The 21,912-nt window shown below is 63.1% G+C and carries 16 protein-coding genes; 8 read left to right on the forward strand and 8 right to left on the reverse strand.

Going from position 1 to position 21,912, the window contains the following annotated elements:
* Positions 1-4: 4 nt before the first annotated feature.
* The 3 genes from JT360_RS09980 to mtnK all read right to left on the reverse strand — a co-directional run bounded on the left by JT360_RS09980 (position 5) and on the right by mtnK (position 3,699).
* On the reverse strand, positions 5-1,027 hold the full coding sequence (locus tag JT360_RS09980; RefSeq protein ID WP_214471354.1) for an ABC transporter substrate-binding protein: 1,023 nt from the start codon (positions 1,025-1,027) through the stop codon (positions 5-7).
* Between the two features lie 309 nt (positions 1,028-1,336).
* A complete protein-coding gene (gene mtnA / locus JT360_RS09985) occupies positions 1,337-2,431 on the reverse strand; it encodes an S-methyl-5-thioribose-1-phosphate isomerase (protein WP_214471355.1) in 1,095 nt (364 codons plus the stop codon).
* Positions 2,428-3,699 (reverse strand): S-methyl-5-thioribose kinase, encoded by a 1,272-nt coding sequence (gene mtnK / locus JT360_RS09990; protein ID WP_214471356.1) that lies wholly within the window; start codon positions 3,697-3,699, stop codon positions 2,428-2,430. Before mtnK ends, mtnA begins: the two co-directional genes overlap by 4 nt.
* Before the next feature lie 137 nt (positions 3,700-3,836).
* Here mtnK and JT360_RS09995 point away from each other — a divergent pair, with 137 nt between their 5' ends.
* The 3 genes from JT360_RS09995 (at position 3,837) to JT360_RS10005 (ending at position 7,525) form a co-directional block, all read left to right on the forward strand.
* On the forward strand, positions 3,837-5,348 hold the full coding sequence (locus JT360_RS09995) for a sugar ABC transporter ATP-binding protein (RefSeq protein WP_214471395.1): 1,512 nt from the start codon (positions 3,837-3,839) through the stop codon (positions 5,346-5,348).
* Positions 5,349-5,429: 81 nt separating this feature from the next.
* Positions 5,430-6,425 (forward strand): ABC transporter permease, encoded by a 996-nt coding sequence (locus JT360_RS10000; protein ID WP_091576572.1) that lies wholly within the window; start codon positions 5,430-5,432, stop codon positions 6,423-6,425.
* A 47-nt stretch (positions 6,426-6,472) separates the two neighbouring features.
* Entirely contained in the window at positions 6,473-7,525 is a 1,053-nt protein-coding gene (locus tag JT360_RS10005; RefSeq protein ID WP_214471357.1) for a substrate-binding domain-containing protein, read from the forward strand.
* A 135-nt stretch (positions 7,526-7,660) separates the two neighbouring features.
* Here the strand turns inward: JT360_RS10005 and JT360_RS10010 are convergent, their stop codons facing one another.
* From JT360_RS10010 to JT360_RS10025, 4 genes are all read right to left on the reverse strand, one after another.
* A complete protein-coding gene (locus JT360_RS10010) occupies positions 7,661-7,876 on the reverse strand; it encodes a type II toxin-antitoxin system RelE/ParE family toxin (protein WP_352127009.1) in 216 nt (71 codons plus the stop codon).
* Complete coding sequence (locus JT360_RS10015; RefSeq protein ID WP_250888697.1) at positions 7,869-8,129, reverse strand: type II toxin-antitoxin system ParD family antitoxin; 261 nt, start codon at positions 8,127-8,129, stop codon at positions 7,869-7,871. Before JT360_RS10015 ends, JT360_RS10010 begins: the two co-directional genes overlap by 8 nt.
* Positions 8,130-8,254: 125 nt before the next feature.
* Entirely contained in the window at positions 8,255-10,309 is a 2,055-nt protein-coding gene (locus JT360_RS10020) for a bifunctional aldolase/short-chain dehydrogenase (RefSeq protein WP_214471359.1), read from the reverse strand.
* Between the two features lie 88 nt (positions 10,310-10,397).
* A complete protein-coding gene (locus JT360_RS10025) occupies positions 10,398-11,363 on the reverse strand; it encodes a sugar-binding transcriptional regulator (RefSeq protein WP_214471360.1) in 966 nt (321 codons plus the stop codon).
* A gap of 203 nt (positions 11,364-11,566) precedes the next feature.
* Between JT360_RS10025 and JT360_RS10030 the strand changes: the two genes are divergently transcribed.
* The 5 genes from JT360_RS10030 (at position 11,567) to JT360_RS10050 (ending at position 20,134) form a co-directional block, all read left to right on the forward strand.
* Positions 11,567-13,207 carry an acyl-CoA synthetase gene (locus JT360_RS10030; RefSeq protein WP_214471361.1) on the forward strand — a complete coding sequence of 547 codons (1,641 nt, stop codon included), beginning with the start codon at positions 11,567-11,569 and terminating at the stop codon, positions 13,205-13,207.
* 190 nt (positions 13,208-13,397) lie between these two features.
* On the forward strand, positions 13,398-14,003 hold the full coding sequence (locus JT360_RS10035; protein WP_214471362.1) for a TetR/AcrR family transcriptional regulator: 606 nt from the start codon (positions 13,398-13,400) through the stop codon (positions 14,001-14,003).
* Positions 14,004-14,051: 48 nt separating this feature from the next.
* Positions 14,052-15,194 (forward strand): efflux RND transporter periplasmic adaptor subunit, encoded by a 1,143-nt coding sequence (locus JT360_RS10040; protein ID WP_214471363.1) that lies wholly within the window; start codon positions 14,052-14,054, stop codon positions 15,192-15,194.
* Positions 15,195-15,438: 244 nt separating this feature from the next.
* On the forward strand, positions 15,439-18,579 hold the full coding sequence (locus tag JT360_RS10045; protein ID WP_214471364.1) for an efflux RND transporter permease subunit: 3,141 nt from the start codon (positions 15,439-15,441) through the stop codon (positions 18,577-18,579).
* A 199-nt stretch (positions 18,580-18,778) separates the two neighbouring features.
* Positions 18,779-20,134, forward strand: a complete 1,356-nt coding sequence (locus JT360_RS10050; protein ID WP_214471365.1) for an LLM class flavin-dependent oxidoreductase — start codon at positions 18,779-18,781, stop codon at positions 20,132-20,134.
* 64 nt (positions 20,135-20,198) lie between these two features.
* Here JT360_RS10050 and JT360_RS10055 read toward each other — a convergent pair whose 3' ends face one another.
* The gene (locus tag JT360_RS10055) at positions 20,199-21,908 is read right to left on the reverse strand and encodes a trimethylamine N-oxide permease (protein ID WP_214471366.1); all 1,710 of its coding nucleotides are present in this window, start codon (positions 21,906-21,908) and stop codon (positions 20,199-20,201) included.
* Positions 21,909-21,912: the final 4 nt, after the last annotated feature.

Below are 21,912 nucleotides of genomic sequence, written 5' to 3' on the forward strand. Positions count from 1 at the left end.
CGCGTTACTTGCTCAGCAGGTTCTGCTTGACCCAGTCCAACGAATAGCTGGGGCTGATGATCTGGCCACCCGGCAGCTTGGCGTATTCCTTGAGGTTGCTGGCATCGACGGTCGCCACAGGCATGATCATCATCTTGGGCGCCTTGGCGCCCTTGAGCAGGGACAGGCCGAGCCAGAACGCGGCGCCGCCGATGCCGGGCGTCGTGTTCATCGAGACCGTCTGATAGCCGTTCTTGGCATTCTCGTCGGCCCACCATTTGACGAAATCGGTGCCGCCGCCGCCTTCGATGACCGGCATCTTGCCGGCATAGTCGCCGCCATACTGGACGAAGGCCTGGGCGATACCGACGTCGTCGCTGCCGCCCTGGCCGAGCACCGCATCGACATGCGGCAGCGAGGGCAGGACATTGGCGATGGCCGCCTGCGCGACCGAGGCGGTCGCCTGGCCATAGACGGTGGCGACAACCTTGATGTCGGGATATTTCGCCAGCACCGACTGCTGGGCGTTGAACATGTCATTGTCCGGGGCCGAGCCCTTGACGCCGCGCACCTGGATGACGTTGCCCTTGCCGCCGAGCATCTTGAAGACGGCCTCGGCCTGTGCCGCCTTGTAGCCCTTGAAGTCGAAGTTGAGCTGGTAGTTGCAAGGCGCCGACGCGACCGAATCGAACGAAATGACGATGATGCCGGCCTTGCAGGCTTTCTCGATGATGCCGTTGACCGCGGTTTCCGAGGCAGCGTCGACCGCGAGCACGTCGACCTTCTTGAGGATCAGTTCGGCGATCTGGCTGTTCTGCTGCGCCACCGATCCATCGCCGTTCATGACGATGTAGTCGGAAATCTGTCCCGCGGCCTTTGCTTCCTTGGCCGACGCCTCGAAAGCCTCCACCATCTGATGCCGCCAGGTGTTGCCGTAATAGGCATTGGCGAGCGCGATCACCGGTGCGTCCGCAGACGCTGCCGCCGGCAGCACCGCAACACTCATCAGCACGGCGCTGGCAAGCGCCGACACAGTCACAAACCTCATGATGGTTCCTCCCAGAACACGATGGGCCGAACCCTGCCGGTCCGGCTTTGCCACTAGACCACGGCGCCATGAAGGACACCATACCAGGTACATATTATACCAGCATACCAAATGCGCAAGCAACCCTGTGTTGAGCGGGAAGGGAGCTTCCCGCGCTCAGGGCGTTTTTATGTCGGGAGACTGGGTGGACGCCGGCTCGCGAGGCGCGTGTGAGCGTTTGCAGGCCGCAAGGTTCAACGACCCCCGAAGGGGATGCCAGCGCAAAGGAATTCTGGTTCCGGCGACGCCGGCAGCAAGGCCGGTCGAACGCTATCCCCGCTCGGGGAACATTGCCTTCAGGGCCTCGCGCGAGGCCTTGGCGACGCCGCGTTCGGTGATCAAGCCGGTGACCAGCCGCGCCGGCGTCACGTCGAAAGCCGGGTTCGCCGCGGGCGTCGTCTCCGGCGAGATGCGCACCTGGGCGATCTCGCCACCGGCGGTCTTGCCCCAGACCAGCGAGACCTCGTCGGCCGAGCGCTGCTCGATCGGTATTTCTTGGAGGCCGTCATGCGCCGTCCAGTCGATGGTCGGCGACGGCAGCGCGACATAGAACGGCACGTCATTGTCGGCGGCGGCGAGTGCCTTGAGATAGGTGCCGATCTTGTTGCAGACATCGCCGTCGGCGGTGGTGCGGTCGGTGCCGACGATGACCATGTCGATTGCGCCGCGCTGCATCAGATGGCCGCCGGCATTGTCAACGATCAGCGTATGCGGCACGCCGTGCCCGGCCATCTCCCAGGCGGTCAGCTGGGCGCCCTGGTTGCGCGGCCGCGTCTCGTCGACATAGACGTGGACCGGAATGCCGGCCTCGGTTGCAAGGTAGATCGGTGCTGTGGCGGTGCCATAGTCGACGGTCGCCAGCCAGCCGGCATTGCAGTGGGTGAGGATGTTGACCGTCTCGCCCGGCTGCTTGCTGGCGGCGATCGCCTTGATGATGGCAAGACCGTTCTCGCCGATGGCGCGATTGAGGCCGACATCCTCGTCGGCGATCTCGCTGGCGCGCCGATAGGCGGCCTCGGCGCGTTCTTTCGGTGCGAGCGGCTTGAGGAAGCGTCGCATCTCGTCGAGCGCCCAACGCAAATTGATCGCGGTCGGCCGCGTCTCATGCAGCGTTTCCCAGACGGCATCGAGTGCTGTATCGGACGGGTCATCCGCCATCTGCATGGCGACGCCATAGGCTGCGGTGACGCCGATCAGCGGGGCGCCGCGCACCCACATGTCGCGGATGGCGGTGGCGATGCCGGAAACGGTGCGGACCCTCTCGATGCGGAATTCATGCGGCAGCCAGCGCTGATCGATGATCTCAACCGAACGCCCGTCGTCGCTCAGCCAGATGGTGCGGTAATGGCGGTCGCCGACGTTCAAATTCTGTTCTCCTGTTCGATCAGCGTGGCCAGAGTGTTGACCTCGTCGATGCTGTGGATCCGGCGCCGGTTGACGGCGATGTGACGGCCGAATTTCAGCGCCTTTGCCTCACAACTGGCGCGCAAATCCTCGTCGGCAATGGTCTCGAAATCGGCATTGTGGGCGAGGCCGAGGATGCGCCTGTGCACCTCGATGCCGGCAAACCCGAGCAGGTCGGTCCAGATCTGGTGCAGCACATGATCGAGCGCCTGCTCGGCGGCAAGCATGTCGCCTTGATCCTCGAAAAGGCTTTTTTGATAGAGCATGCCGGTGCGCTCGGTGCGCCAAAGATGCGAGAACTCGGCGCGGAAAACGGCCCAGGTCTCGGCCGTCACCCCGAGCAGATAGGCGCGCATGGCATCGCGCTTGCCCTTTTGCTCCTGGCCGCGCTGCGAGAAGAACGACATCCAGAAATTGGCAAGCAGCATGCCGACATCGAAGGCCATCGGACCATAGAAGGCGAATTCCGGATCGATCATCCGCGTTTCCTGGTCGGTGACCATGATCGAGCCGGAATGCAGGTCGCCATGCAGCAGCGTTTCGGCATTGGCGGCGAAGATGTGCTTCAGCCGTTGCGCCTCGACCTTGAGGTCGCGATCGGCGCGCAGTTCGGCAACCAAGGCGTCGAGCTGAGGACTCGTATGGCGGTTCATCTTGGCGTCGAAATAGGGGTCTGAGAACACCAGGTTCTCGGTGATGTCACAAAGCTCGACATTGTCGGCGAACAGCGCCAGGTCGGCCTTGCGATCCTTGGTCACCATCGACAGGTCGGAACCACGAAACAGCGTGCGGGCCATGAACAGGCCGATATCCCTGGCGATGTTGGGCAACTGCCGGCCTTCGATCAATGCGCGCCGCAAGATGATGTGCGGCGACAGATATTCCATGATGATCAGCGCCTGGCCTTCGTCGAAATGATAGATCGCCGGCACCGAGCCGGGCGCGCGCGCCTCCTGCCTCGTTAGCGCATGATATTCGAAGAAGGAACGCTTCAAGGGCAGCGGCCAGCTGTCGCCGACGAGACGGACATAGGGCAGGGCCTGCTTGACCACCGCGGCACCGCCGGCGCCCTCGACAATGAACACCAGGTTCAGATTGCCGTCGCCGACCTCGCGGACCTTCCAGGCGCTGGTGTCCTTGCCGATCTTCGCGCACAGCGCCTCGTTCGTGCTGAGGCGCGTTGCAAGCGTCTCCACCGACAATGCTTCGAACGGCAATTTACCAGTCATTCTTCTTCCTCCCGCCTGTGTGCTCCGATCATAAGGGAGCCTTAGCGGCTGGGCCAAGCTAGGAAGCTGCCTGGCAATTGTCAATCGTGTTGACAATTGCCGACATAGACCATAGCGTCATGGTCAGGGAGGAACGCATGGTCGGCAATGCCGTGTTCCGCGTAGAGGGACTGAGGAAATCCTTTGGCCGCAACGAGGTGCTCGGCGGCGTCTCGCTGGACCTCCATGCCGGCGAAGTGACCGTGCTGATGGGCGCCAACGGCGCCGGCAAATCCACCCTCGTCAAGATCGTCAGCGGTGTCTACGAACGCGGTGGCGGCACCATGACGCTTGCCGACCAGGATTTCGCGCCGAATACCCCCGCGGAAGCGATCCGCGCCGGCGTCGTCACCGTCCATCAGAACATCAATGATGGTGTCGTGGCCGATCTCGATGTCGCCACCAATCTTACGCTGGACAGGCTGAGCGGTCGGGGCGTGCCGACCCTGTTCAATCCGGCCCGCGTGCGCCGTGAGGCCAAGGCTGTCGCCGACCGCATGGGACTGGCCATCGATTTGAAGGCGCGCGTCAGCGATCTTTCGCTGGCCGATCGCCAGATGGTGGCGATTGCCCGTGCCTTGGCGCACCAGCCGAAAGTGCTGATCCTCGACGAGCCGACTTCCTCGCTCTCCAGCGCCGAAGCCGACCGGCTGTTCACGCTGATCGACAGGTTGCGCGAGCAAGGCGTGGCCATCCTCTACATCTCGCATCGCATGTCTGATATCAGGCGGCTTGCCGACCGCATCGTCTCGATGCGCGACGGCGTCATTTCGGGCGTCTTCGACACCAAGCCGCTCGACTATGAAGGCGCGGTCAACGCCATGCTCGGCCGCAAGATCCATCTCGACCAGATCGTCGCCAGAAACTCTGCCAAGGCGGTCCTGACTGTCGAAGGCCTGCGCATCGGGCAGGGCGCCAAGCCGATCTCGCTGACGCTCGGCGACGGCGAGGTAGTGGCCATCACCGGGCTCGTCGGTGTCGGCAAGACGGCACTTGCCGAAACGCTGTTTGGCGTGCGCAAGCCGCTCGCCGGCACCATGACCATGAACGGCAAGTCCTATGCGCCGCGCTCGGCCAGCGAGGCAATCGCCGCTGGCGTGTTTCTCGTCGCCAAGGATCGCGCCACAAGCGGCATAGTCGGTGGCTTCAACATCGAGCGCAATGTCAGCTTGCCGTTCCTGAAGCGGATGTCGAATCTGGGCGTGCTCAAGCGCCGCCTGGAACGCGCCACCGCGCGCCGGCAGATCGAGCAACTCAGCATCGTCTGCCGCTCCGAGAAGGATGAGATGTCGGCATTGTCGGGCGGCAACCAGCAGAAGGTGATGGTCGCCCGCTGGATGGCGCAGAATGCCGCGCTGTTCATCCTCGACGAGCCGTTCCAGGGCGTCGACATTTCGGCCAGGCGCGACATCGCCGCCAAGCTCAGGGCAAGCGCCAATGGCCGCGCGACGCTTTTGTTCGTCACCGAACTCGACGAGGCGCTGGAGACAGCCGATCGCATCCTGGTGATGTCGGAGCACACAATCGTCGGCGAACACCGCAACGCCGAGGTCGATCTCGATCGCCTGCTGGCCGAGGTAGCCGGCGGGCCGCTGCACAGCGCTGCCTGAGCGTGGCGGTCGATGGAAATGGAACGGAGAGACCATGGTTTCGAGTTGGGTAAAAACGAAAGCGGCGCCGGGGAGCGCTGCATGACGCTGCGCGACCACGCCATCCGCTATGGATTCATCGTTCTCCTGTTCGGACTCGTCGCCTATTTCGCGATCGCCGCCGACGGTTTCGTCTCGCCGCAAAGTGCCGTCTTCATCTTCCAGTCGGTCGCCATCACCGGCGTGCTGGCGCTCGGCGTCACCGCCACGCTGGTCGTCGGCGGCTTTGACCTGTCGATCGGCTCGGTCGCCACCTCGGCCATGATGGCGGCCGCCTATGTGATGGTGGTGCTGGAGCAGAACGCCGTCGTCGCGGTCGTCGTCTGCCTGCTCATCGGCGCCATTGTCGGCCTGATCAATGGCTGGCTGATCGTCTATATGCGGGTGCCCGACCTCCTGGCGACGCTCGGCATGATGTTCCTGCTTGTCGGCCTGCAGCGCATCCCGACCGAGGGCCGCTCGATCGCCACCGGCATGACCATGCCCGACGGCTCGGTCGCCAATGGCAAATTCGGCGATGCCTTCCTTGCGCTTGGTCGCCACCGCTTCGACTTCTTTATCCCGAACCTCATCCCGGTGTCGGTGGTCGTGCTGCTCGTGCTGGCGGTGCTGATCTGGTTTTTTCTTGAATACACACGCTTCGGCCGCATGATGTACGCCGTCGGCAGCAATGAGCGCGCCGCCGAACTCGCCGGTGCGCCTGTCAAGGCCTACAAGATCTGGGCCTACGTCATTTCAGGAGTTTTTGCCTCGATTGGCGGCATCTTGCTCGCCGCCCGGCTTGGACGCGGCGACATCGCCTCGGGTAATAATCTGCTGCTCGATGCGGTTGCCGCGGCGCTGATCGGCTACGCGGTGCTCGGTGCCGCCAAGCCGAACGCCTTTGGCACCGCCGTCGGCGCGCTGTTCGTCGGGATCTTGCTGCAAGGCCTGACGATGATGAACGCGCCTTACTACACGCAGGATTTCGTCAAGGGCGTGGTTCTGGTCGTCGCCCTTGTCTTCACTTTTGCCCTTTCCGGCAGGGGCAGGGGATAGTTTCGGCCGGACAGGATTTGGGTTCAACAAGAGTGGAGGAAAACAAGGTGAACATCACAAGAAGACTTCTGGGGAAAGCGGCGCTCGGGCTGGCCGGCGCAACCATGCTGATGCAGTTCCCGGCGTTGGCCGCTGACAAGCCGGCGCCGTTCGACAAGCCCGGCGTCAAGATCGCGCTGGTGCGCTATCTCTCGACCGGTGACTTCTTCCAGGCCTATCTCTCGGGCGTCGAGGCACAGTCGAAGGCGCTCGGCATCGACCTGCGCGTGCTCGACAGCCGCCAGGATGCCGCCCTCCAATCCGACATGGTCGACCAGGCCATCGCGCTCGGCGTCCAGGGTATCATCATCCAGCACGGCCTGACGGAATCGATGAAGGACGCCGCCCAGCGTGCGGTCGACGCCGGCATCAAGGTGGTGGCTTTCGACGTCAACGTCGAAAACCCCAAGATCCCGCAGATCGAACAGTCCGACCGCGACCTTGCTCGCCTCGCGCTCGAACAGGCGGTCAAGGACAATGGCGAAAGCTGGAACGCCGGCTACGTCTATGTCGCCGGCATCGCGCCGCTCGACCGCCGCAACGAGACCTGGGTGGACGTGAAGAAGAAATATGCCGGCATCAAGGAAGTCGCGATGTTCGGCACATTGGACAATCCCATCGCCAACTCCGTCGCCAACCAGGCGCGTTCGGTGCTGTCGGCTCACCCCGACATCAAGGTGATGTTCGCCCCCTATGACGAATTCGCCAAGGGCGTGAAGATCGCGGTCGACGAGGCCGGCCTGAACAAGGGCATCAAGATCTATTCGGCTGACATTTCGACGTCCGACATATCAGCGATGCGCGAGTCCGACAGTGCCTGGGCCGCGACCGCGGCGACCAATCCGGCTGTGGTCGGCCAGGTCTCTGTGCGCGCTCTGGCGCAGCTGCTCGCTGGTGAAGATCCCGGCCACAACGTCATCGTGCCGCCGACGCTGATCACCCAAAAGGAGCTGATCGACAAGGACATCAAAAACATGGAAGACCTGTCGGCCAAGCTGCCGCAGTTCGCCCATGCCGATGTCGCCATGCCCGCCTGGATGCCGAACCCGAACGCGAAGTAAGTGCGGGTCTGATGACGGCGAAAGGGCGGCCACGAGCCGCCCTTTTCATATGGCCTTTCAATTTTACAGCCAGTGTTCCGGATCGCGCATTCCGTGGACAATCGCCACGACCAGGACGCCGTTCGGCTGCGGTTCTTAAATGACGATATAGCGGCCTTCGATGAGCACGCGGGCCGTCACGCTCAATTCCGGCCGGGCCGTCCCCATTTTGGGCTGTTGGACCGCCAGTTCCAGCTTGTCAAAGATGCGCATCAGCAGCTTGTCCGCTGCCTTTTCATTGTCGATTGCAATCGTATCCCAGATGTCTCGCAAATCCTGCGAGGCGCGAGGTGTGAGCCGATATCTAGCCACGGGCGCGGCGTTCTGCCTTCAGACTGTGTAGAAACTCGGCGGGGTCGACTTCCACCGGCTTGCCGCTGGTCATGCCGTCGGCATAGGCGCGCTTCAGGTGCTCGAGCTCCAAGGCGCGCAATTCCTCGCGCTGCTCCCAGAGCCGCAAGGCGTCTCGAACAATCTCGCTGTTGGAGGCATATCCGCCGCCTTCAATGGCGCTTTGCAGGCGAGCGGCCTGTTGCGCGGTAAGGGAAACAGTGAGGGTGCGCATCGGTTCGGCTTTCATGCCGACTATATAGCGCGCCTAACAAGAACTAACAAGATTTGTTAGGATTCTAGCGTTCGTATCATTATCCCCTGCCTCGCGGCAGGGGATAAGAAGATAGGGATTTGCCCCTACCGCAGCGCCGCCGCGATGTTGCCGCCATCGACGGTCGTCACGTCGGCGGTGGTCCGTTCGGCCAGCGCGTGATGCAGGAAAGCCTGCGCCACGTCCTGCGCCGTCACTTCCTGGCCAAGCAGATTGCCGGACATGTATTCCTTCTCCGAGACACCGCGCGCGCCCGAGCGGCTGGCGATCATGGCGTCCGTCAAAAGGCCGGAGCGGATGCGGTCGGCGTTGACGGCATTCGAACGGATGCCGTGGGCGCCGTAGTCGAGCGCATATTGCCTGGACAGGAACAGCGTCGCCGCCTTCGGCACGCCATAGGCGCCGAATTTCGGGCCCGGATTGACCGCCTGCTTGGAGGTATTGAACAGGAGCACGCCGCCGGTGCCCTGTTCGAGCATGATGCGCACCGCGTTCTGCGCCACCGACTGGTGGGCGAAGAAGTTGAGCTCGAAACTCCTGCGCAGCAGCGCGTCGTCGAGTTCGCCGATCCGGCCTTCCCAGGCCGCCCCCGCATTCGACACCAATATGTCGACGCCGCCGAAGACGGCGACCGCTCTGTCGAAGGCGGCACGCACTTGCCGCGGGTCGGTGATGTCGGCGGCGACGCCGATCGAATTGTTGCCGGCCTTCTTCGCCGCCTCGGCTGCCTTGTCCGCATCGAGATCGACAACGACGGCATGAGCGCCGTTGTCGGCGAACAGTTTTGCGGTTGCCGCACCGATCGCGCCGGCGCCGCCGGTGATCAGCACCACCTGGCCGGTCAGCGGCTTCGGCTTGTTCGAGGCGAGCTTGGCCTGTTCCAGCGACCAGTATTCGAGCGGGAACAGGTCGGCCTTGGACAGCGGATGGAAACGGCCGACCGCCTCGGCGCCGCGCACTGCCTCGATCCACATTTCGCCGACATCCGACGCGATCCTGGCATCCTTCAGCGTGCGCCCGTGGCCGAACATGCCGAGCCCCGGCACCAGCGTCAGCCGCGGCATCGGGTCGAGCATGGTGCGCCTGACCTCGTCGAGGGCGTCATTGGTCTCGAAATAGGCGCGGTAGTCCCTGGCGAAGGCGTCGACATGGCTCTTGATCACGGCCTTGTATTCGCCGACCTTGTCGGCGTCGGGTGCCGGCAACGCCATCGGGCCGGTCTTGATGCGGATCGACAGATCCGGTGTCGACACGCCGCGTCCGGCATAGTCGGCGATCTCGGCCGAATTGATGAAATCGACGATCGCGTCGGAGGTGCGGAAGTCAGAGATCATGCGGTCGAAGCGGCCTTCGCCGCGCGCAAACGCAACAGCGCCGCGCAGCATCGGTGCGATGGATGCCGGCGTTGCGAGCTTTGCCGGGAGTGCTGCCTTTGCCGCTTTCGGCTTGGCGTGCTTGGCCACATACTCCTCGGCGACATTCACATAGTGGATCATCCGGTCGTAGGCCTGTTTGGCATCGTCGCCGAAGGTGAAGATGCCGTGCTTGTCGAGGATCAGGCCTTCAACTGTAGGGTCGGCGTCAAAGACGTCGGCCGCCGCCTTGGCGAGATCGAAGCCCGGCATGATGTAGGGCACGTAGCCCATCTTGTTCCCGAACACCGTCTTCACCAGCGGCTTGCTGTCTTCCTGGTCGACGATGGCCAGGATGGCGGTCGAATGGGTGTGGTCGACGAATTTGTGCGGCAGGAAGGCATGCAGCAGCGTCTCCACCGACGGGTTGGGCGAGGCGGGGTCGATGAGGTTCGCCCGCTGCAGCGCGACCATGTCCTCGTCGGAGAGTTTTTCCAGCGCGCGCGCCTTGAGCAGAGCGCCCATCTTGACCGCCGGCAGGCCTTGCGGCTCGATGACGGCCATGTCCCAGCCGCTGCCCTTGACGCACAGCACATCCCATTCGTCGCCGACGAGGTCGGTCGCCTTGGTCTTGCAGGACGTGTTGCCGCCGCCATGCAGGACCAGCTGCGGCACGCCGCCCAAAAGCCGCGTCGTGTAGACACGTAAGGCGAGGTCGCGGCCGACACCCTTCTTGGCGTAGTCGGCAACGAGTTTCTCGGCCGTGTCGTCGTTCCACAAATTCTTCATGTTCGGTTCGTCCAGTTGCTGTCTTTGGATGGTGAAACAGGAATGCGGCGACGCCCTGATGACGATGCGCCGGCGAAGGGTTGCTTTCTCAGGATGCTTTTTTAAGCGCCGCTCCGGCATGATCGAGCAGCCGCTGCGCCATGTGCGCGCCGACCACCAGATGCGTGCAAAGTCCCCCAGTGATCGCCGCCAGCAGCGGTTCGAACTTGCTGTCCTCCTGCACGACCATCAGCCGCCTGGCGATGGCGCGCAGCGAGGCCAGTTCGGCGGAGATGACGCGGCGGTTGTAGCTGCAATCGAGCACATTGCCATCGGCGTCGATGATCTGCCCGGCAATGACCCCGGCGGCGCCTCGACTGCGCAGTTCCGCCATCTCGCCTGATGTCAGGGCGCCGCATTTGACCAGATGGCTGTCGGCATCGACCGCGCCGACCGAGTAGAGCGCCAGATCGCAGTCTCTGATTCCCGACAATTGCTCGCGGATCACCGGTTCGTCCCGTAGAGCCCGTGCCAACTCTTCCGTCGACAGCACCAGCGGGGCGTAGAAGTTGAGGCCCTTGGCATTGAGCCGCCGCGCGATCTCCATCGTGCACTGGTCGGGCCGGTAGGAGTAGGGCGCGCCGAGATTGCCGCAGAGCTGCACCACCGTGACATCCTGCAGGTCGGCATAGGACATGATGTCGGCGATCGTGTAGACGGTGCGGCCCCAGGCAACGCCGATGCGGTCGCCCTTCTTCACCAGTTCGAGGAAGACGCTCGCCGCCAGCACCGCGATGTCCGTCGACGGGTCCGGTATGTGGCCGTTTTCCGGTGCGATCCAGACCGCGTCGAGCCCCAAGGCGTCCTCGAGCTGGCGCGCCATCACGTCGTCGGTGAAAAGCTGGGTCGAGGTCGAGATGTTGACGATGCCGGTCTCGCGCGCCTTGCGCAGATACATGGCCACCGAAGCCCGGGAAATGTTAAGCTGGCTCGCCACCTGGTCTTGGCGCAGGCCGTGCGCATAGTAGAGCCAGGCGGCCTTGTGGATGAGCTGTTCTGCCGGTCGGATCGCCATGCCGTCTCCTCGGCTGACATTAGTCACGGCTCTCGACAAAAGTCAAATTGCGATGCGTGGACGCGATCGCCTCTCAGCAAGGCTTACGCGGGATAGCCGTTCTACAAAGCCTGCATAGCATAGCATTTTTCGGCCATTCAGGGGGATAGCCTGACGAGGTCCCTAAGGTTAGAAAGCTCGAAAAGGACTTTGGGGAGGCCGGGATGGGAAATCCCTACGAACAGGATCTCGACAGGAACGCGGCCAACCACCAGCCGCTGACGCCGCTCACCTATCTGGAACGCGCGGCCAAGACCTATCCGGACCATATCGCCATCATCCACGGCCGCCAGCGCATCAGCTATCGCGATTTCTGGCTTCGTTCGCTTAAGCTCGCCTCGGCGTTGCACAAGCGTGGCATCGGCAAGGGCGACACGGTCACCGTCATGCTGTCCAATACGCCGCCAATGCTCGAGGCACATTTCGGCGTGCCGATGACCAAGGCGGTGCTGCACTCGCTCAACACGCGCCTCGATGCCGCGGTCATTGCCTTCCAGCTCGACCATGCCGAGACCAAGGTGCTGATCGTCGATCGCGAATTCTCCGGCGTCGTCCGGCAAGCGCTCGATCTGGCCAAGGTCAAGCCGCAGGTCATCGACTACGACGATCCCGATTACGCCGCCGACGCGCCCTATCCGAAGGGGGAGCGGATCGGCACGATTGATTATGAGGGTTTTGTTGCTAGCGGCGACGAGCATTTCGCCTGGTCGATGCCAGACGACGAATGGGATGCCATCTCGCTCAACTACACTTCGGGCACGACGGGCAATCCGAAGGGCGTCGTCTACCACCATCGCGGCGCGGCGCTGATGGCCTACACCAACACCATCCATGCCGGCATGGCAAAGCATGCCGTCTATCTTTGGACGCTGCCGATGTTCCATTGCAATGGCTGGTGCTTTCCCTGGACGCTCGCCGTCCAGGCCGGCACCCATCTCTGCCTGCGCTGGGTGCGGCCGAAGCCGATCTACGACGCCATTGCCGACCATGGCGTCACCCATCTCTGCGGTGCGCCGGTCGTCATGTCCGTGCTGATCAACGCGAAGGATGAAGACAAGCGCGCGTTCGCGCAGACCGTCACCTTCAACACCGCCGCCGCCCCGCCGCCGGAAGCGGTGCTGTCGGGCATGGCCGATGCCGGCTTCGCCGTCACCCATCTCTATGGGCTGACCGAGACCTACGGCCCGGCGGTGGTCAACGAATGGCACGGCGAATGGGACGGTCTCGCAAAGGGCGAGCGCAGCGCCAAGAAGGCAAGGCAGGGCGTGCGCTACGCTGCGCTCGAAGGGCTTGCCGTCATGGACCCTGAGACGATGCAGGTAACGCCAGCCGACGGCGAAACCATCGGCGAGGTGATGTTCCGCGGCAACATCGTCATGAAGGGCTATCTCAGGAATCGCAAGGCCAGCGAAGAAGCCTTTGCCGGCGGCTGGTTCCACTCCGGCGATCTCGGCGTCATGCATCCCGACGGTTACATCCAGCTCAAGGACCGCTCCAAGGACATCATCATTTCGGGCGGCGAGAACATTTCTTCGATCGAAGTCGAGGACGCGCTCTACAAGCACCCGGCCGTCGCCTCTTGCGGCGTGGTGGCGCGCGCTGACGACAAATGGGGCGAGGTGCCGGTTGCCTATGTCGAGCTGAAGCCCGGCAAGACCGCGACCGAGGCCGAGATCATCGAGCATTGCCGCGCGCTGCTTGCCCGCTTCAAAGTGCCGAAAGCTGTGATTTTCGCTGAAATCCCAAAAACCTCGACGGGCAAGATCCAAAAATTCCTGCTGCGGGAAATGGCCAAGGTCGCCTGAAGGCCAGGCCTCCTCATCCGAAAATATTTTTTGAGCTGCCTGCATCCTTGGGCCGCTTGGTGACGTCTGTGGAATGTCACTATCTGTCACTATCTTGTACGCGTACGTCGATTTTGCGTTGACATCTCGCATTCTACGATTTACGAGTGACGAAAGTTGAAATTCGTCACTTATAAAACAACAGAGAATCATGTCCGAAGCCGCCAACCTAGTCGCCGATGCCGCCAGACAGGAGAATGTGACGCGCATTCTCGACTGCGCCGAGCGCCTGTTCCGGCACTATGGCTACGGCAAGACCAATGTCGCCGACATCGCCCGCGAACTCGGCATGTCGCCCGCTAACATCTACCGTTTCTTCGCTTCCAAGGTTGAAATCCACCAAGCCGTCTGCGGCCGCATGCTCGGTGCAAGCTACAAGATGGCTTACGAGATTATGCACCTGCCGATCAGCGCGGAGGAGCGGCTTCGGCGCTACATCCATGCGCAATACAAGATGACCATGGAAGTCATGCTCGACGAGCAGAAGGTCCATGAAATGGTCATCATCGCGCTCGAACGGGACTGGGGCGTCATCGACAAGCATGTCGACAGCATCCACGATTTGTTCGCGGAGGTGATCCGCGACGGCATCGAGGCCGGTGAGTTCAGGCAACAGGATCCGGTGATCGCGTCGCGCTGCTTCGGCGCCGCCACCGTCATCCTGTGCCATCCGCAAATGGTGGCGCAGTGCCTTGCCAAGACCAATCGGGCAATGCCCGACGACCTTATCGATTATGCAATCAAGGCCCTGAAATAGTCCCCTGCCAGCCGGTGTCGACCATTCATCTCCAGTCGGAGTACCAAGATGTCTTTGTCCAATTCCATCCTTCGTAAGCTGCCAGTTGCCGGCCTGATCGTCGCGGCGCTCGGGCTGGCCGGCTGCTCGCAGGAAAAAGCCGAAGTCAAGGATATCATTCGCCCGGTCAAGGTCGTCGAGATCGCCCAGGCGCATGACACCCGCACACTATCCTATTCCGGATCGGTGCGGGCCCGCACCGAAAGCGCCCTGGCTTTCCGCGTCAACGGCAAGATCACCGAGCGCCTCGTCGATATCGGCCAGCATGTGGTGCCGGGTGATGTGCTCGCCCGCATCGACCCCACCGATTACGACCTTTCGGTGAAGAGCGCGCAAGCAGCCCTCGATGCCGCCGAGCGGCAGGTCGAGACAACAGAGCTCGCCCGCAAGCGCGCGGAGCAGCTCTTTGCCAAGAACTTTGCGCCGAAATCGCAGCTCGAGCAGGCGACGCTGACCTATGACCAGGCTGTCGCCACGCGCGACTCCGCCCGCTCGTCGCTCGACCAGGCCAGGAATCAGGTCGGCTATACCGATCTCAAGGCTGACAGGGACGGCATCGTCACCGCGGTCAACGCCGATGTCGGCCAGGTGGTTGGCTCCGGTACGCCTGTGGTCACCGTCGCGGTCGACGGCGAAAAGGAAGTGCTGATCGCTGTGCCGGAAATGGAGATCGCCGAGTTCAAGCCGGGCAAGCTCGTCAAGACGGGGTTCTGGTCCGACAACAAGCTGACGCTCGACGGCAAGGTCCGCGAGGTTGCCGGCAGCGCCGATCCGCAATCTCGCACGTTCGCCGTCCGTGTCAGCCTGCCCAACGACCAGCGCGTGCTTCTCGGCATGACCGCCAATATCGAGGCATCCGCGGCCAATGAAAAGCAGCTCGTATCGATCCCGCTCAGTGCGCTCGCTGAAAAAGACAGTCAGTCGATCGTCTGGACCGTCGACCGTGGCGCCGACACCGTTCATGCCCGCCCAGTCAAGGTTGCTGAGTTCGCCGCCGATGGCGTGCGTGTCGCCGAGGGATTGAAGCCCGGGGATGTCGTGGTCGCTGCCGGCACGCAGTTCATGACCGAAAATCTGAAGGTGAAACTCGCCGGCGGCGTGGCACAGCAGTCCGCCTCCGCCGGCGGCGATGACGCCAGTCGGCTGCGCTGACGACAGACAGATCGGCCGCGCGTTTCCGCGGCCGCAGGTTTCCGGGCGGCGTGCGCCCGAAGGTCGAGACGTCTAGGCCGATGTACCCCCACATCGATCTTCGCGTCCCACCGCGATGAGTGTCTCTCCGCTCGGAAAGCCTCGCCGCCCGGAAGCCAGTATCGAACGCAGATGATTTCGTTTCGCGCGCCGCGCTTCTTCGCAGCACCAGGCGCCGGCAACCAAGCAAAGTGGACCACTACCGATGACGACCTCCACTGAAGAAAAGCGACCCTTCAACCTTTCGCGTTGGGCCATCGGCCATCCCTCGATCGCGCGGTTCCTGTTCGGGCTGATCATCATCGCCGGCGCGCTCGGCCTGATGCGCATGGGCCAGAAGGAGGATCCAGACTTCACCTTCCGCGTCATGGTCGTGCAGGCGATCTGGCCGGGCTCCTCGATCCAGGAGATGGAAGACCAGGTCGTCAATAAGATCGAACGCAAACTGCAGGAGACGCCGCATCTCGACTTCGTGCGCTCCTTCACCCGCGCCGGCAGCGCCATCATCACGGTGCAAATCAAGGGCGACACCAATACCGCCGAGGTGACGGACGCCTTCTATCAGGTGCGCAAGAAGGTCGGCGACATATCAGGCGACCTTCCGCAAGGCCTGCTTGGCCCCTATTTCAACGACGAGTTCGGTGACACCTTCATCACGCTGCATTCGATCAGCGGCGACGGGTTCTCCTATCCCGAGCTGAAGAAATTCGCCATCCAGGCGCGCGACATGCTTTTGACGACGCCCGGCGTCGAAAAGGCTGTTATCATCGGCGACCAGCCCGAAAAGCTCTATATCGACGTTTCGTCCAAGGCGCTGGCCGAACGCGGCCTGACGCTTCCCGACCTGCAGAACGCGATCAAGGGCCAGAACAATGTCGATCCGGCCGGTTCCGTCGACACCGGCATCAATTCGGTGCGCATCTCGGTCGAAGGCGACGTCACCAAGGCCGCCGACATCCGCGAACTGCGCCTGCGCGCCGGTGGCCAGGTCACCAGGCTCGGCGACATCGCCACCGTGACCTCCGGGCTCGAAGATCCCTTCCAGCGTAAATACCGTTTCAACGGCCACGACAGCGTGCAGCTTGGCGTCGTCATGGCCAAGGGTTTCAAGGTCACCGATGTCGGCAAGGACGTCGAGGCGACCTATAAGCGCTTCGAGGAGACGCTGCCCTATGGCGTGTCGGTCGACCAGATTTCCGACCAGCCGGGCGTCGTCACGGATGCGGTGGCCGAATTCATGCACGCGCTCGGCGAAGCGCTGCTGATCGTGCTTGTCGTCTCCTTCCTGTCTATTGGCTGGCGTTCGGGCCTGGTCATCGCCATCGCCATTCCGCTGGTTCTGGCCGCCACTTTCGCCATCATGTACGAACTCGGCATCGACCTGCAGCGCATTTCGCTGGGCGCCCTGATCATCGCGCTCGGCCTGCTCGTCGACGACGCCATGATCGTCGTCGAGATGATGGAACGAAAGCTGGAGGAGGGGCTGGTCAAGGTCGAGGCGGCGAGCTTCGCCTATTCCTCGACTGCCTTCCCGATGCTGACCGGCACGCTCATCACCACGGCCGGCTTTATTCCCGTCGGCTTTGCTGCCTCTACTGCGGGCGAATATGTGCGCACGCTGTTCTATGTCGTCGGCATCGCGCTGATCGTGTCGTGGTTCGTCGCGGTGTATTTCACGCCGTGGCTCGGCAACATGATCCTCAAGCAGCGCAAGCACGCCGGCAGCCATCATGATGCCTTCGACACGCGCTTCTATCGGCGGCTGCGTTCGACCGTCGGCTGGGCGGTGCGCCATCGCATCATCGTCCTGGCGATGACGCTGGTGACCTTCGCCACCAGCCTGTGGGCGTTCCAGTTCATCCCGCAGAACTTCTTCCCGCAATCGTCCCGGCCGGAAATCCTGGTCGACCTCTGGCTGCCGGAAGGCACCAGCATCAAGGAGGTCGAGGTGCAGGCCAAGGCGCTCGAGGCCAAGATGATGGACGACAAGGACAAGCGCTTCATCGCCACCTATATCGGCGAAGGCGCGCCGCGCTTCTTCCTGCCGCTCGACCAGCAACTGCGCAATCCGAACTTCGCCCAGTTGCTTGTCATGGCCAATGACGAGCCGGCCCGCGAGCGGCTGATCGTCAAGCTGCGCACCGTTCTGGCCGAGGATTTCCCCTCGGTTCGTGCCAAGGTCGACCGCCTGTTCCTCGGCCCGCCGACCGGCTGGCCGGTGCAGATGCGCGTCATGGGGCCGGATCGCCAGGAGGTGCGCCGCATCGCCGACCAGGTGAAGGCGAAATTCCAGAAAGATCCGTTGCTTGGCGCCGTCCATGACGATTGGCTCGAACCCGTGCCGGCGATGAAGCTGGTCATCGACCAGGATCGCGCCCGCGCGCTCGGCGTCACCTCGCAGCGCATCCGCCAGATGCTGCAGACGGCAATGTCCGGTGCGCCGCTCGACGACTTCCGTGACGGCGAGGAGACGGTGTCCATCGTTGCCCGCGAACCGGACGCGAGCCGCAGCCTGCTGTCCTCGGTCGACTCGGTCTACATCCCGACCGATTTCGGCGGCTTCGTGCCTCTGTCGCAGGTGGCCAAGGTGGTTCCGGTGCTGGACCAAGGCATCGAATGGCGCCGCGACCGCTTGCCGACCATCAGCGTGCGCGCCACGCTGCCCGACGGCGTGCAGTCCAACGATGTCGTCACCAAGATGTACAATGACATGAAGGACCTGCGCGCGGGCCTGGCGCCCGGTTACAAGATCGAAATCCAGGGCGGCGCCGAGGATTCGGCGGAAAGCCAGGCTTCCATCGCCGCCAAGGCGCCGATCATGCTGGCCATCATCGTTGTGCTGTTGATGATCCAGCTGCAGCATTTCGGCAAGGCGATGCTGGTGCTGGCCACCGGTCCGCTCGGCATCATCGGGGCTGCCGCGGCATTGCTGATCAGCGGTGCGCCGTTCGGCTTCGTCGCCATCCTCGGCGTCATCGCGCTGCTCGGCATCATCATGCGCAACTCGATCATCCTGGTCGACCAGATCGACCAGGACATCGCGCGAGGCATGGAACGCTCTGAAGCGATCATCGGCTCGGCCGTGCGCCGCTTCCGGCCGATCGTGCTGACGGCGATGACGGCGGTGCTGGCGCTGATTCCGATCTCGCGCGGCGTGTTCTGGGGCCCGCTCGCCTACGCCATGATGGGCGGCATCCTCGTCGCCACCGTGCTGACCATCCTGGTACTGCCTGCGGGCTACGCCCTGTTCTTCGGCCGCGAGCCGAAGAAGCGTGACGTGGATGCCGCCGAAGCAGCCATGACGGAACAGCCGGAAAGGCCGCGACTCGCGCTGGCAGCCGAATAGAACGGCTCTCCATCGGATCATCCGTCTCGCCACCGGTCGATGGCGGATGATCCGGCGTGGCGGTTGGGTCCGCCGCGCCGATGAAAAATGCTCCCCGATAAGGGTTTCGCAAAACAGAATTCCTTCCCAGTGCCGCGAAGGCGTCCCATCCTGAGCGACATCGGAGCGGCAACGCTCGTCCTCATCAGGATGTCTTCCCATGACAGAAAAACGGCAACTGCGGCTCGGCGCCTTCATGCGCCCCGTCAGCTTGCACACCGGCGCCTGGCGCTATCCGGGCGCCTATCCCGATGCCAACTTCAACTTCGCCCATCTGAAGCGGTTCGCGCAGACGCTGGAGGCAGCGAAGTTCGACGCCTTCTTCATGGCCGACCATCTGGCCGTGCTCAACATGCCGATCGAGGCGCTGCGGCGCAGCCATACGGTGACGTCGTTCGAGCCGTTCACGCTGCTGTCGGCGCTTGCCGCCGTCACCGACCATATCGGGCTGGTTGCCACCGCATCGACGACCTTCGACGCGCCCTATCACATCGCCCGCCGCTTCGCCTCGCTCGACCATATCAGCGGCGGCCGCGCCGGCTGGAACATCGTCACCACGTCAAACCCCGATGCCGCGCTCAATTTCGGGCTGGACGAACATGTCGAACATGACGAGCGATATCATCGGGCGCGTGAATTCTATGATGTCGTGACCGGCCTGTGGGACAGTTTCGCCGACGATGCGTTCATCCGCGACGCCAAAAGTGGGCTCTATTTCGATCCGGCGCGGCTGCATGTGCTGGACCACAAGGGTGAACATTTATCGGTGCGAGGTCCGCTCAACATCGCGCGCCCGGTGCAAGGCTGGCCGGTCATCGTCCAGGCCGGCGCATCGGAAGCGGGGCGGCAGCTGGCCGCGGAGACGGCCGAGGTGATTTTCGCCGCCCATGGCGATCTTGCCGCCGGCCAGCGCTTCTTTGCCGATGTCAAAAGCCGCGCGGAAAAACTCGGCCGTTCGCGCGACGACATCAAGATCCTGCCTGGCGCCTTCGTCATCGTTGGCGACAGTGTCGATGAAGCGCGGGACAAGCGCGCCAAGCTCGACAGTCTGGTTTATTACGAGAGCGGCATCGCCTCGTTGTCCATCGCGCTCGGCCACGATGCGTCGGCCTTTGATCCCGACGCCGCCTTGCCGGAAATACCGGAGACCAATGCCTCCAAGAGCAGCCGCGAACGCGTCATTGAGCTGGCTCGGAACGAAAATCTCACTGTGCGCCAGCTTGCCCAGAGACTGGGCGGCTATTCCGGTCTCGCCTTCGTCGGCACGCCGCAAACCATTGCCGACGAGATGGAGGAATGGCTGGTCGCCGAAGGGTCGGACGGCTTCAACATCATGTTTTCCTATCTGCCCGCCGGGCTCGACGATTTCGTCGAGAAGGTGGTGCCCGAGCTGCAGCGGCGCGGCATCTTCAGGCGGCAATACGAGGGATCGACGCTGCGCGAGAATCTCGGCCTGAAGCGGCCGCCGAACCAGTTCTTCGACGACGCGAAAGCGACGATCCGCAAGGCCGGCTGAGGCTCACCGCGAAAAGAAACGGGCGCGCCGGAGCGCGCCCGATCCTTTTCTTGCGAGCACGATGTCAGATGACGAACAGCCAGTTGGCCAGCAGCATCACCGCCACGCCGGCGACCAGCGTCAGATAGGGCAGCATGCCGGCCTTCCTGACCTTGAGATCGGCCGAACTCATGCCGAGATCGGCCAGCATGTGGTCGGGGAACTTGCCGCCGTCCTGGACGTAGTGGCGGAAGCAGAACACCGGGATGATCAGCGCCGCGGTGATCAGCCCGGCCCACAGCGCCATCGGGTTCCACACCTTGGCGCCGGCGCCCATGAAGATCGCATTGACGTAGGCGAAGATCGCCCCGATCCCCAGCAGCCAGCTCGGAGCTTTCCATGGCCGGGCGATATGGCCGTTGTCGATGCGATGGATCCAGCCGGCATTGAGGTTGAGGAAGTTGAAGATGATATAGCCGCAGTTCGACACGGCGAGGATGAAGAAGAAGCTCGTCGCATCGGCCGAGGCGATCGCCAGCACGATCAGGTTGAAGACGAGATCGGTCCACATGGCCCGCGTCGGCGCGCCGTGCTCGTTGACATGGCTGAGATAGCGCGGCAGCCAACCGTCGACCGAGCCCTGGTAGAGCGTGCGCGAGGAGCCGGCCATCGCCGTCATGATGCACAGCACCAGTGCCAGGATCATCAGCATCACCAGCAGGCTGTGGATGAGCCTGCCGCCACCGACCATGCCGGCCAGCGCATCCGCCACGCCGGAACCATCGACGATCGGCGTCGCCAGCATGCCGTTCAAGCCCAGCACGCCCTGGAAGGTGAAGGGCACCAGGATGAACAAGAGCATGCAGAGCAGGCCGGAATAGAAAATGGCCTTGAAGGTGTCGGTACCGGGGTTCTTGAACTCGGAGGTGTAGCAGACGGCGGTTTCGAAGCCGTAGGTCGACCATGCCGCGATAAACATGCCGCCGAGCACGAGGGTCCAGCCGGCGATGTTCCATGAGCCGGGCTCAGGTGCATAGGCGGCGGCCAACGGCACCAGCGGCGAGAAGTTGGCCCAGTTGATCTGCCCGGTGAACATAGGCACGACGCCGACGATCAGCATCGGGACGATGACCAGCAGGCCGATATATTTCTGCACATTGGCAGTGCCGAGGATGCCGCGATGCTGGATCGAGAAGATGATCAGCATCAGCACCGCGCCGATGAAGAAGGTCGCGTTGAGCGTGAAGGAGACCGGACCCAGCGTGTGGCTGAACAGAGTCCAGTTGCGGATCGCCGGCGTCGCGGCGGCCGTCACCGCCGCGATGGCGTCGGCTGGCGCCGTTCCGGCATGCGCCGCGATATAGGCGATGACATCGGGCGACGTCTCGGTGAACAGCGGCACCGGCGCCAGCGCGTTGAGGATATAGGCGGCGGCGATCGAGCAGCCGAGCGACAGCACCGGCGACCAGGCGAACCAGTTGCACCATACCGACAGCGGCGCGATGAACTTGGAATAGCGCAGCCAGGCCGTGGCGCCGTAGATCGAGGCGCCGCCGGACTTGTTCGGGAACAGGCCGGCGATCTCGGCATAGGTGAAGGATTGCAGGAAACCCATGATCATGGACACCGTCCAGATCAGGAAGGCCAGCGTTCCCGTCGTGCCGGCGATGCCGCCTATGGAAAACAGGACCAGTGCCGGAACGCCGCTCGCCACCCAGAAGGCGCCGCGCCAGTCGATATGCCTGAGCAGCTTGCTTTCGGCAGGCTGCTCGAGGACCGTGCTTATGATGCTCATGTCA

The organism is Mesorhizobium sp. dw_380, assembly GCF_018588885.1.
GTDB lineage: Bacteria > Pseudomonadota > Alphaproteobacteria > Rhizobiales > Rhizobiaceae > Mesorhizobium.

Excerpts from the sequence above, each read along its gene's own strand:
- JT360_RS09980 (WP_214471354.1), bottom strand. The coding sequence starts at position 1,027 with ATGAGGTTTGTGACTGTGTCGGCGCTTGCCAGCGCCGTGCTGATGAGT.
- mtnK (WP_214471356.1), bottom strand. The coding sequence starts at position 3,699 with ATGACTGGTAAATTGCCGTTCGAAGCATTGTCGGTGGAGACGCTTGCA.
- JT360_RS09995 (WP_214471395.1), top strand. The coding sequence starts at position 3,837 with ATGGTCGGCAATGCCGTGTTCCGCGTAGAGGGACTGAGGAAATCCTTT.
- JT360_RS10000 (WP_091576572.1), top strand. The coding sequence starts at position 5,430 with ATGACGCTGCGCGACCACGCCATCCGCTATGGATTCATCGTTCTCCTG.
- JT360_RS10015 (WP_250888697.1), bottom strand. The coding sequence starts at position 8,129 with ATGCGCACCCTCACTGTTTCCCTTACCGCGCAACAGGCCGCTCGCCTG.
- JT360_RS10020 (WP_214471359.1), bottom strand. The coding sequence starts at position 10,309 with ATGAAGAATTTGTGGAACGACGACACGGCCGAGAAACTCGTTGCCGAC.
- JT360_RS10025 (WP_214471360.1), bottom strand. The coding sequence starts at position 11,363 with ATGGCGATCCGACCGGCAGAACAGCTCATCCACAAGGCCGCCTGGCTC.
- JT360_RS10030 (WP_214471361.1), top strand. The coding sequence starts at position 11,567 with ATGGGAAATCCCTACGAACAGGATCTCGACAGGAACGCGGCCAACCAC.
- JT360_RS10035 (WP_214471362.1), top strand. The coding sequence starts at position 13,398 with ATGTCCGAAGCCGCCAACCTAGTCGCCGATGCCGCCAGACAGGAGAAT.
- JT360_RS10040 (WP_214471363.1), top strand. The coding sequence starts at position 14,052 with ATGTCTTTGTCCAATTCCATCCTTCGTAAGCTGCCAGTTGCCGGCCTG.
- JT360_RS10045 (WP_214471364.1), top strand. The coding sequence starts at position 15,439 with ATGACGACCTCCACTGAAGAAAAGCGACCCTTCAACCTTTCGCGTTGG.
- JT360_RS10050 (WP_214471365.1), top strand. The coding sequence starts at position 18,779 with ATGACAGAAAAACGGCAACTGCGGCTCGGCGCCTTCATGCGCCCCGTC.
- JT360_RS10055 (WP_214471366.1), bottom strand. The coding sequence starts at position 21,908 with ATGAGCATCATAAGCACGGTCCTCGAGCAGCCTGCCGAAAGCAAGCTG.